This is a genomic window from Zavarzinia sp. (assembly GCF_049306435.1).
Lineage (GTDB): Bacteria > Pseudomonadota > Alphaproteobacteria > Zavarziniales > Zavarziniaceae > Zavarzinia.
In genome coordinates, this window is sequence record NZ_JBAQRT010000046.1 from 1 (window position 1) to 8649 (window position 8649).

12 protein-coding genes, 1 tRNA gene and 1 other RNA gene are annotated in these 8649 nt (G+C 65.2%); 8 read left to right on the forward strand and 6 right to left on the reverse strand.

Annotated elements, in window-relative coordinates; translation table 11 throughout:
* Window positions 1-118: 118 nt before the first annotated feature.
* From WAZ62_RS02255 to WAZ62_RS02270, 4 genes are all read right to left on the reverse strand, one after another.
* Window positions 119-1984, reverse strand: a complete 1866-nt coding sequence (locus WAZ62_RS02255) for a TRAP transporter large permease (protein WP_422641920.1) — start codon at window positions 1982-1984, stop codon at window positions 119-121.
* A 38-nt stretch (window positions 1985-2022) separates the two neighbouring features.
* The gene (locus WAZ62_RS02260) at window positions 2023-2601 is read right to left on the reverse strand and encodes a TRAP transporter small permease subunit (RefSeq protein ID WP_422641909.1); all 579 of its coding nucleotides are present in this window, start codon (window positions 2599-2601) and stop codon (window positions 2023-2025) included.
* 119 nt (window positions 2602-2720) lie between these two features.
* Window positions 2721-2945 carry a hypothetical protein gene (locus WAZ62_RS02265; protein ID WP_422641910.1) on the reverse strand — a complete coding sequence of 75 codons (225 nt, stop codon included), beginning with the start codon at window positions 2943-2945 and terminating at the stop codon, window positions 2721-2723.
* A gap of 8 nt (window positions 2946-2953) precedes the next feature.
* Window positions 2954-4132 (reverse strand): DNA recombination protein RmuC, encoded by a 1179-nt coding sequence (locus WAZ62_RS02270; protein WP_422641911.1) that lies wholly within the window; start codon window positions 4130-4132, stop codon window positions 2954-2956.
* A gap of 130 nt (window positions 4133-4262) precedes the next feature.
* On the opposite strand from WAZ62_RS02270, the gene WAZ62_RS02275 reads away from it, so the two are divergent.
* The 4 genes from WAZ62_RS02275 to WAZ62_RS02290 all read left to right on the forward strand — a co-directional run bounded on the left by WAZ62_RS02275 (window position 4263) and on the right by WAZ62_RS02290 (window position 5329).
* Entirely contained in the window at window positions 4263-4556 is a 294-nt protein-coding gene (locus WAZ62_RS02275; RefSeq protein ID WP_422641912.1) for an ETC complex I subunit, read from the forward strand.
* A gap of 62 nt (window positions 4557-4618) precedes the next feature.
* Window positions 4619-4695 (forward strand) — tRNA-Arg (locus tag WAZ62_RS02280).
* An 80-nt stretch (window positions 4696-4775) separates the two neighbouring features.
* Window positions 4776-5021: a BrnT family toxin gene (locus WAZ62_RS02285; RefSeq protein ID WP_422641913.1), complete on the forward strand. Its 246-nt coding sequence runs from the start codon at window positions 4776-4778 to the stop codon at window positions 5019-5021.
* Entirely contained in the window at window positions 5021-5329 is a 309-nt protein-coding gene (locus tag WAZ62_RS02290) for a BrnA antitoxin family protein (protein ID WP_422641914.1), read from the forward strand. The genes WAZ62_RS02285 and WAZ62_RS02290 overlap by 1 nt, the downstream gene beginning before the upstream one ends.
* 42 nt (window positions 5330-5371) lie before the next feature.
* On the opposite strand, the gene ssrA is transcribed toward WAZ62_RS02290, so the two are convergent.
* Window positions 5372-5715: a transfer-messenger RNA gene (ssrA, locus tag WAZ62_RS02295) on the reverse strand.
* A 26-nt stretch (window positions 5716-5741) separates the two neighbouring features.
* Here ssrA and WAZ62_RS02300 point away from each other — a divergent pair.
* Genes WAZ62_RS02300 through WAZ62_RS02315 form a run of 4 tightly spaced genes read left to right on the forward strand, consistent with a single transcriptional unit; the run spans window position 5742 to window position 8281 of the window.
* The gene (locus WAZ62_RS02300) at window positions 5742-6554 is read left to right on the forward strand and encodes an ion channel (protein WP_422641915.1); all 813 of its coding nucleotides are present in this window, start codon (window positions 5742-5744) and stop codon (window positions 6552-6554) included.
* 19 nt (window positions 6555-6573) lie between these two features.
* Window positions 6574-7533 (forward strand): FAD-dependent thymidylate synthase, encoded by a 960-nt coding sequence (gene thyX, locus WAZ62_RS02305; RefSeq protein ID WP_422641916.1) that lies wholly within the window; start codon window positions 6574-6576, stop codon window positions 7531-7533.
* Window positions 7530-8024: a DinB family protein gene (locus WAZ62_RS02310; RefSeq protein WP_422641917.1), complete on the forward strand. Its 495-nt coding sequence runs from the start codon at window positions 7530-7532 to the stop codon at window positions 8022-8024. Before thyX ends, WAZ62_RS02310 begins: the two co-directional genes overlap by 4 nt.
* Before the next feature lie 5 nt (window positions 8025-8029).
* The gene (locus tag WAZ62_RS02315; protein WP_422641918.1) at window positions 8030-8281 is read left to right on the forward strand and encodes a hypothetical protein; all 252 of its coding nucleotides are present in this window, start codon (window positions 8030-8032) and stop codon (window positions 8279-8281) included.
* Here WAZ62_RS02315 and WAZ62_RS02320 read toward each other — a convergent pair.
* The coding region (locus WAZ62_RS02320) for a tetratricopeptide repeat protein (protein WP_422641919.1) at window positions 8282-8649 on the reverse strand (368 nt) is incomplete at its 5' end.

The following is an 8649-nucleotide window of genomic DNA, read 5'->3' on the forward strand; positions in this document are numbered from 1 at the left end:
GCGCCGGGGTGGTGGCGGCGCCGGCCGCCACGGTGGCGGCGGTGGCGGCGGCCGCGCCGGTCAGAAACTCACGACGTTTCATTGTTTCCTCCACAAGGACTGAAGTTCCGGGAGCCGGCTAATTGCCGAGCCCCTCGAGGCCGGGCAGGCCCTCGTCCTGTTCGCCGCCCGGTATCTGCAACTGGTCGAAGGTGCTCTGGACCGAGGCGGGGTCGATGGTGACCTCGCCCGCCTTGTAATGGGTGACGAGGCCGGGGAAGGCGATCACCACGGCGACCATGGCCAGCTGGATGAACAGGAAGGGCAGGGCGCCCCAATAGATCTGGCCCGAGGTCACGGGGGCCATCTGGCGCCCGGTCACCCGGTCGGTATAGGGATCCTTCGGCGCGACCGAGCGCAGGAAGAACAGCGCGAAGCCGAAGGGCGGATGCATGAACGAGGTCTGCATGTTGATCGCCAGCATCACGCCGAACCAGATCAGGTCGATGCCGAGGGCATTGGCGACCGGGGCCAGCAGCGGGATGATGATGAAGGCCAGCTCGAAATAATCGAGAAAGAAGGCCAGGACGAAGACCAGCAGGTTCACGGCGATGAGGAAGCCGATCTCGCCGCCCGGCAGGCTGGTCAGCAGATGCTCGACCCAGATATGGCCGTTGACGCCATAGAAGGTGAGGGAGAACACCCGCGCCCCGATCAGGATGAACAGCACGAAGGCCGACAGTTTCGCCGTCGCCATCGTGGCCTGGACCAGGATCTCACGGTTGAAACGCTTGGGGTCGCGGTCGGCGAAACGCTTGGCCCCCGACAGAATGAGGGCGCCCAGCGCGCCCATGGCACCGCCCTCGGTCGGGGTCGCGACACCGATGAAGATCGTGCCGAGCACGAGGAAGATGAGCAGCAGCGGCGGCACCATGACGAAGGTGACCTGCTGCGCCATGGCCGAGACCAGGCGGAAACCGGAGGTCCGCTCGATCAGCCCGGCGACGAAGCCGTAAAGCGCGCCGGCCGCCAGCATTTCCATCAGAAGGGCGCCGGTGCCCGCGCCGTCCTGCTTGAGGAAGAGATAGAGGCCGGCGACGATCAGGGTCAGCACGCCATTGGCCAGCAGGCGCCTGGCGCCGAGGAAGCGGTTCATCACGGCGGCGATCAGGGCGACCACGGTCGCGATGCAGATGCACAGGATGACGAAATCGGCCCCGGCCTTCACGCTGGTCTGGCTCATCACCCACCAGGCGACGACGCTCGAGAAAGCCAGCAGCACGCCCAATTGCCAGACGCCGCGCGCACCCGATGGTTCATGATGGCCAATCGCCTCGGCCGGCAGGCCGGGGGCGATCTTCGGGAAGAACAGGCTCGCGACGAAGATGAAGCCGGCATAGGACAGGGCGAGGATCATGCCCGGCAGGAAGGCCCCCTCATACATGTCGCCGACCGAACGGCCGAGCTGGTCGGCCATGACGATGAGGACGAGGGAGGGCGGAATGATCTGGGCGAGGGTGCCCGAGGCGGCGATGACGCCAGCGGCGATGCGCCGGTCGTAGCCATAGCGCAGCATGATCGGCAGCGAGATCAACCCCATGGAAATGACCGAGGCGGCGACGACGCCGGTCGTGGCCGCCAGCAACGCGCCGACGAAGACGACGGCATAGGCGAGGCCGCCCCTGATCGTGCCGAAAAGCTGGCCGATGGTGTCCAGCAGATCCTCGGCCATGCCCGATCGCTCGAGGATCAGGCCCATGAAGGTGAAGAAGGGGACCGCCAGCAGCACCTCGTTCGACATGGTGCCCAGCACCCGGTCGGGCAGCGCCTGCAGCAGCGGCCAGGACAGGGTGATCGTGTCCGGGGCATAGGGGGCGAGTTCAACCGCGAGGGCGAAGAAGATGAGCCCGTTGGCCGCCAGCGAGAAGGCGACCGGATAGCCGAGCAACAGGAAGAAGACCAGCGCCGCGAACATGATGGGCGCAAGGTTCTGGGCGATCAGCACGGCCAAGTCGGTTGCTCCTCGATCGGGTTCGGCGCGGATCAGCGGTCGTGCGCCGAAGCCGGTGTGTCGGCTTCGGGCGGCAGGGCGGCGGCATGGCCGGTGGGCCTGGCGTCGTCGGGGCGAAGCCCGGCGATGATCTGCAGCCGCTTGGCGAGTTCGCTCAGGGCCTGCAGGAACAGCATGATGAAGCCGGCGACGATCAGCGCCTTGGCCGGCCAGATGGCGAGGCCGCCAGCGCTGCTCGACACTTCGCCGGAAGCGAAGGAATTCAGGAAATAGGGCACGCCCAGCCAGATCATCAACCCGGCGAAGGGCAGCAGGAAGAAGACGTGGCAGAACACGTCGATCCAGTCACGCCAGCGTTTCGACAGGCGGCTGGAGATGATGTCGATGCGGATATGTTCGTTGGACTTCAACGTCCAGGCGGCGGCCAGCATGAAGGTCGCCCCGAACAGATACCATTGCAGCTCCAGCCAGGCATTGGACGAGGTTCCGAACACCTTGCGGATGATGGCATTGATCGCCGAGACCAGAATCGCGGCGAGGATCGCCCAGGCGGCGATCTTGCCGACACGTTCGTTCACCCCGTCGATCAGACGGATCAGTGCCGATACCATGCCAATCCCTTCCTGACGGGAGCTTGCGCGCCCCTCTTCGCAACATGGGATCAGTCTAGGGTGGGCTGCGGCTTATTGCCCCCCCTACTTTCGGCGAAGACCGGGGCGGGGGCCGGGGCTCAGCTGCCCGAGGGCGACTGGATCAGGAAGCCGGCGACGATGAGCGCCAGCAGGATGGCGATGCCGATGGCGAAATTGCGCAGCCGCGCGGCCCGCGTCGCCGGCAGCTTCGGCGAGGCCGGGCGGCCGAGGCGCCTCTGCATCTTCTCGGTGAAGGTGCCGATCCAGGCGGCGCCGACGACGGCGAGGAAGATCAGGGCGGCGATGACGACGATGCGTCCCATGGTGCTCTCTAGTCCTCTTCGGAGCCGGAATCGGCGATTTCGAGATCGATCAGGCGGGCGGCGGCGACAGGGTCGAGGCCCTCGACCTGGCGCAGCTGGCGGTCGATCGCCCGGCGCCGGACCGCGACCTTGTCGATCTGGCTGCTGGCCTCGACCAGTTTCTTCTGCACCTTGTCCAGCACCTCGCCGTAACGGGCGAATTCGGTCTTCACCGCGCCCAGCAATTGCCAGACCTCGCTCGACCGTTGTTCGATCGCCAGGGTGCGAAAGCCCATCTGCAGGCTGTTCAGCAGGGCGGCGATTGTGGTCGGCCCGGCCGGGATCACGCGGAAATCTCGCTGCAACAGGTCGACGAGGCCGGGCCGGCGCAGGGCTTCGGCGTAAAGCCCCTCGGTCGGCAGGAACATGATGGCGAAATCGGTCGTTTGCGGCGGGTTCAGATATTTGTCGCGGATATCGCGGGCGAAGGCTTTCAGCCGGTTTTCCAGCGCCTTCGCGGCGCTTTCCACCGCTTCCGCGTCGGCCCGGTCGGCGGCGTCGAGCAGGCGCTCGTAATCCTCGCGGGGGAATTTGGCATCGATCGGCAGCAGGACTTCCATGTCCTTGTCGTGGCCGGGCAGGCGGATGGCGAATTCCACCCGCTCGGCGCTGCCGGGTTTGGTCGCGACATTGGTCAGGAATTGCTCCGGCGTCAGGATCTGGCCGAGCAGCGCGTCGAGCTGCATTTCGCCCCAGATGCCGCGCGCCTTCACATTGCCCAGCACCCGCTTCAGGTCGCCGACGCCCGCTGCGAGGCTCTGCATCTCGCCAAGGCCGCGATGGACCGCCTCCAGCCGTTCCGAGACCTGGCGGAAGGATTCGCCGAGGCGCGCCTCGAGCGTGCCCTGCAGCTTTTCGTCGACGGTGCGGCGCATCTCCTCCAGCTTGGCGGCCGAATCGGCGGCCAGCCGGTCGAAGCGCCGTTCCAGCACATCGCCGAAGGCTTGCAGGCCGGCGCCCGCCTCCTGCCGGCTCTGGGCCATTTCCTCGCGCAGCGCCCGCTCCAGCCGCAGCTGCCCCGCCTCGATCACATCGAGCCGCGTGTCGCCGCCGCCCCGGCCGCGCAGGACGGCGGCAAGGCCGAACACAAGGGCGATCAGGGCGAGCCCGGCGATGACGAGTTCGATTGGCGTTGCGGCGATGCTCATGCGACCATGGACGAAAGCCCGAAACGCGGGCAACAGTTGACGAATGCGGCGGGATCAGACCATGTTCTCGGCCGTTACGGAATAGTGGGCGCAAGCGACATCGGCGCCACCAGACGGAGCACACACAGAGATGCAGGCCCGGATCTATCTGCCGACCAAGAACGCGATGCAGTCGGGCAAGGCGAACAGCCGCCGCTGGGTTCTCGACTTCGAGCCCGAGGCGATCCGCCGCCTCGACCCGCTGATGGGCTGGACCGGCACGACCGACATGAACGGCGAAGTGCGCATGACCTTCGAGAGCAAGGAAGCCGCCATCGCCTATTGCGAGAAGCACCGCATCCCCTTCGAGGTGCAGGAGCCGAAGCCCTTCCCGCTGAAGATCAAGACCTACGCGGATAATTTCCGCTACGACAAGGTCCGCTGAGGACCAGGCGCCCCGCGCGCCACCCCCGCGATCACGCGCGCCTCGCCCCGAGGCGCCCCCGCGGCCCCGTAGCTCAGCTGGATAGAGCACCCGCCTTCTAAGCGGGATGTCGCAGGTTCGAGCCCTGCCGGGGTCGCCATTTCCCTGTTCGCCGTGGCGGGGAATTTTCGTACACAGTTATTTCTTGTCCCAGATTTATTTTTCGTGTACAAATAATACATGAAGGTCGTTTGGGACGAGCCGAAGCGCATCCAGAATCTGGCCAAGCACGGCCTGGATTTCGCGGCGTTGACCCTCGAATTTTTCGAGGCCTCGACGGTTTACCCCGCGAAGGCGGGCCGGCTCATCGCCATTGGCGAATTGAATGGCCAGATCGTCATTGCCGTCGTGTTCAGGCCGCTCGGTTCGGAAGCGATTTCGGTCATTTCGATGCGGCCGGCCAGCCGAAAGGAAAGGGGCTGCTGATGCGCGAGAAATTCTCTTCAAAGCGCCCGCTTAGTGATGCGGAGGAAGCGGAAATCCAGAAGATGATCGCCAGTGATCCGGATGCTCCCGAGCTGACCGACGAACAGTTGAAGCAGGGCAAACCGTTCAGGGAGGCTCTGCCCGACCTTTACGCCAGCATTCAGAGGACGCGCGGGCGCCCGCGCCTTGAAAACGCGAAGGAGGCGGTCACGCTCCGCCTCGATCCGGGCGCCATCGCCCGGTTCAAGGCTTTGGGGAAGGATTGGCGCGCCAAGATGGCCGACATTCTTGAAAAGGCCATGCCCTGACGGATCGTGAAATTTAAGCCGGATATAGAGCCGCGATGTGAAGGTGGGGGGCTTCTGTTGCCCGGTGCCCCCCGAACCGCGCTTGCCTAACTAGTTAGGCAGCGAGCGCCATTTCATTGTCATTGGCACTTGTAGAATTGACCCGATAACGGCGGTATCATGCCGAGCGAAAGAACGTCCCTTTACTACGCACGTCGATCCTGTTTCGCCCCCATCATCTGCCGACGAGATATCGGCTGCCCTTTGGTCCATTGTCCCATCGGCACATGGTGGAGGCGCCGGGTACCGCCCCCGGGTCCGTAACGTCTATTCCGAACTTCGTTTATCGCCATAGTCGGTTGCCCGACACGCCACATATAGGGCATCGTCCGCAGGATTTGAAGGCATATCGTGAACGGGCGGGAATCGAGGCATGGCGGAAGCGGGGAAGGAGCAATACGGACACAAGCGCGTCCGGACGCATCGCCCGTCGCTGCGCCTGCGGGTGGCCGATCTTTATCGCGGCAGCGATCCCGTCACCGTCGCCTTCCGCTATGTCCTGCTGGCCTTCGACCTTGCGACGGTCGTCTATTTCGTCGTCTATTCCTTCATCGCCGAAGCGACGCCCTGGCAGGCCGATCTCGCGATCGGCATCGTGATGGCGCTCGATGTCGGGGCGCGGCTGTGGATCGCGCCGCGAGTGCTGCGCCATCTGCTGCGGCTGTCGACGATCTTCGATCTCGTCGTCGTCGCCTCGCTGCTGGTGCCGGGGCTGGAGAGCCTCGCCTTCCTTCGCATCCTGCGGGCACGGCGCATCGCCGTTTCCTATCAGGTGCTGGGCCAGCTGAAGCATCTGTCGCCCTGGCTCGAGGAGAAGGAGATGGCGGTGCGCGCCGGGCTCGATCTCTTCGTTTTCGTCTTCGTGATGTCGGGGGTGATCTTCGCCTTGCAGCACCGGGTGAATCCGGAGGTGCGCACTTACGCCGACGCGGTCTATTTCACCGTCACCACCCTGACCACGACCGGCTTCGGCGATGTCACCCTGACCGGGCAATGGGGCCGCATCCTGTCGGTCATCGTGATGATCGTCGGAGTCAGCCTGTTCCTCAATCTGGTGCGGGCGGTGCTGCGGCCGACCGGCATCTATCTCAAATGCGGCGGTTGTGGCTTGATCCGCCACGACCGCGATGCGATTCACTGCAAGCACTGCGGGACCCTGCTGCACCACGAGCACCAGGGCCTCTGATCAGGAAGGTTCGAGAGACATGACCCCCGAGCAACAGGCCGAAATCGACGCCCTGCGCGCCCAGAATTTCGTGACGCGCCGCGCGACCGTGCCCGCTCTCGAGGAGATCCTCTACGACGTCATCCCGGTGCTCGATCACGGCTTCGTCCGCGTCATCGATTACATGGGCGACGACGCGGCGGTGGTGCAGGCGGCCCGCGTCTCCTATGGCAAGGGCACCAAGAAGGTGCGGGAAGACGCGGGGCTGATCGCTTACCTCATGCGCCATCGCCACTCGACCCCCTTCGAGATGTGCGAGATCAAATTCCATGTGAAGCTGCCGATCTTCGTCGCGCGTCAGTGGATCCGCCATCGCACCGCCAATGTGAACGAATATTCGGCGCGCTATTCGCTGCTCGACCGGGAATTCTATATCCCGAAGCCCGAGCATCTGGCGGCCCAATCCGCCTCCAACCGTCAGGGACGCGGCGACGTGCTGCCGCCCGATCAGGCGGAAAAGGTGATGAAGCTGCTGCGCGAGGACGCGGAGCGGAATTACGACCATTACCTCGAAATGCTCGGTACCGGCGAGGCCGGCCCCGAGGAGGACCGGGGCCTTGCCGCCGCCGCGCAGGATGTGTCGGTCACCGGCCTTGCCCGGGAACTGGCCCGCATGAACCTGTCGCTGAACTTCTATACCCAATGGTACTGGAAGACCGACCTGCATAATTTCATGCATTTCCTGTCGTTACGCGCCGATCCTCATGCGCAATATGAAATCCGTGTCTATGCCGAAGCCATGGCTGACGTTCTGAAGCGCTGGGTGCCCGCGACCTATGATGCTTTCTCCAACTACCGTCAGGGCGGCGTGCTGTTGTCGGCCAAGGCGCTCGCGGTGGTGAAATCCATGATCGACGGCGCACCCTTGAGCCGCGAGGACAGCGGGCTTTCGGTCCGCGAATGGAAGGAAGTCATGGCGACCCTGGGGCGGGAAGCGTGAAGGCGCATTTCCAGGCCCTGGCGGCCTATAACGAATGGGCCAACCGGCGACTCTATGAGGCGGTGGGCAACCTGCCGGACGAGGATTTCGCCCGCGACCTCAAGGCGTTCTTCGGCTCTTTTCGGGGCACGCTGAACCATATCCTCGTCGCGGATCTGATCTGGCTCGGCCGTTTTACCGGCACACCCTCGGCGGATATCACCAGTCTCGACCAGACCCTGCACCAGGATTTCGCCGCGCTCGACGCGGCGCGGCGGGAAACGGACCGGCGCCTGATCGCCTATATCGATGGTCTGGCCGAAGCGGATTTCGCCGGCACCATCGCCTATCGCACCATGACACGCGGCGATGCGGAAAATTCAAGGGCCGACATGCTGACCCATGTCTTCAACCACCAGACCCATCACCGTGGCCAGGCCCACGGCCTTCTGTCGCTTCTCGGGCGGGTGCCGCCGTCCCTCGACCTGATCCTTTTCCTCAACACGAGGTAAGGCCGATGCGCGCCGCCGTCTTCGCCGTCGCCGGGCTTCAGATCGCCGTTTTCCTCCTGCTGCTGTGGCAGGCGCTGTTCATCCGCACGGATGCGGCGGGCAACGGCATGGCCGAAGGTTTCGCCGTCGTCGCCGGCATCGCCTGCGTCGTCTCGGCCCTGCCGGCGCTGATCCTCGCCTGGCTCAAGCGGGCGCTGGTCTTCGCCCTGATCTGGGCGGCGCTGCCGCTGGTGTTCATCTTCGTGCTGCTCGGCTGATCAGGGCGACGGCGCGATACGGTCGCGCTGGCACCTCAGCCACAGCGCTTCCGCCGGGGCAGGGTTCAGGCCGAGGCAGCGATCGTAGGCGGCGCGTGCTTCGTCTGGCCGCCCGACCCGGCGCAGGAGATCGGCCCTGACCGCGTGATAGGGCAGGTGGTCGCGCAGCAGATGCGCCGGCAGGGCCGCCACCTCGGCCAGCGCCTCGGCCACCCCTTCGACCTCGGCGACGACGACGGCCCGGTTCAGCCGAACCAGCGGATCGTCGCGCAGCATCAGCAGCCGGTTATAGAGCACCAGCAGGTGGCGCCACGGGGGCGGCTCCGCCGGGTCGCGGCGGTCGCACCAGGCACCGTGCAGGGCCGCTT

Coding starts and splice junctions, on each gene's coding strand:
- WAZ62_RS02260 (WP_422641909.1), bottom strand. CDS start 2,601: ATGGTATCGGCACTGATCCGTCTGATCGACGGGGTGAACGAACGTGTC.
- WAZ62_RS02265 (WP_422641910.1), bottom strand. CDS start 2,945: ATGGGACGCATCGTCGTCATCGCCGCCCTGATCTTCCTCGCCGTCGTC.
- WAZ62_RS02270 (WP_422641911.1), bottom strand. CDS start 4,132: ATGAGCATCGCCGCAACGCCAATCGAACTCGTCATCGCCGGGCTCGCC.
- WAZ62_RS02275 (WP_422641912.1), top strand. CDS start 4,263: ATGCAGGCCCGGATCTATCTGCCGACCAAGAACGCGATGCAGTCGGGC.
- WAZ62_RS02285 (WP_422641913.1), top strand. CDS start 4,776: ATGAAGGTCGTTTGGGACGAGCCGAAGCGCATCCAGAATCTGGCCAAG.
- WAZ62_RS02290 (WP_422641914.1), top strand. CDS start 5,021: ATGCGCGAGAAATTCTCTTCAAAGCGCCCGCTTAGTGATGCGGAGGAA.
- WAZ62_RS02300 (WP_422641915.1), top strand. CDS start 5,742: ATGGCGGAAGCGGGGAAGGAGCAATACGGACACAAGCGCGTCCGGACG.
- thyX (WP_422641916.1), top strand. CDS start 6,574: ATGACCCCCGAGCAACAGGCCGAAATCGACGCCCTGCGCGCCCAGAAT.
- WAZ62_RS02315 (WP_422641918.1), top strand. CDS start 8,030: ATGCGCGCCGCCGTCTTCGCCGTCGCCGGGCTTCAGATCGCCGTTTTC.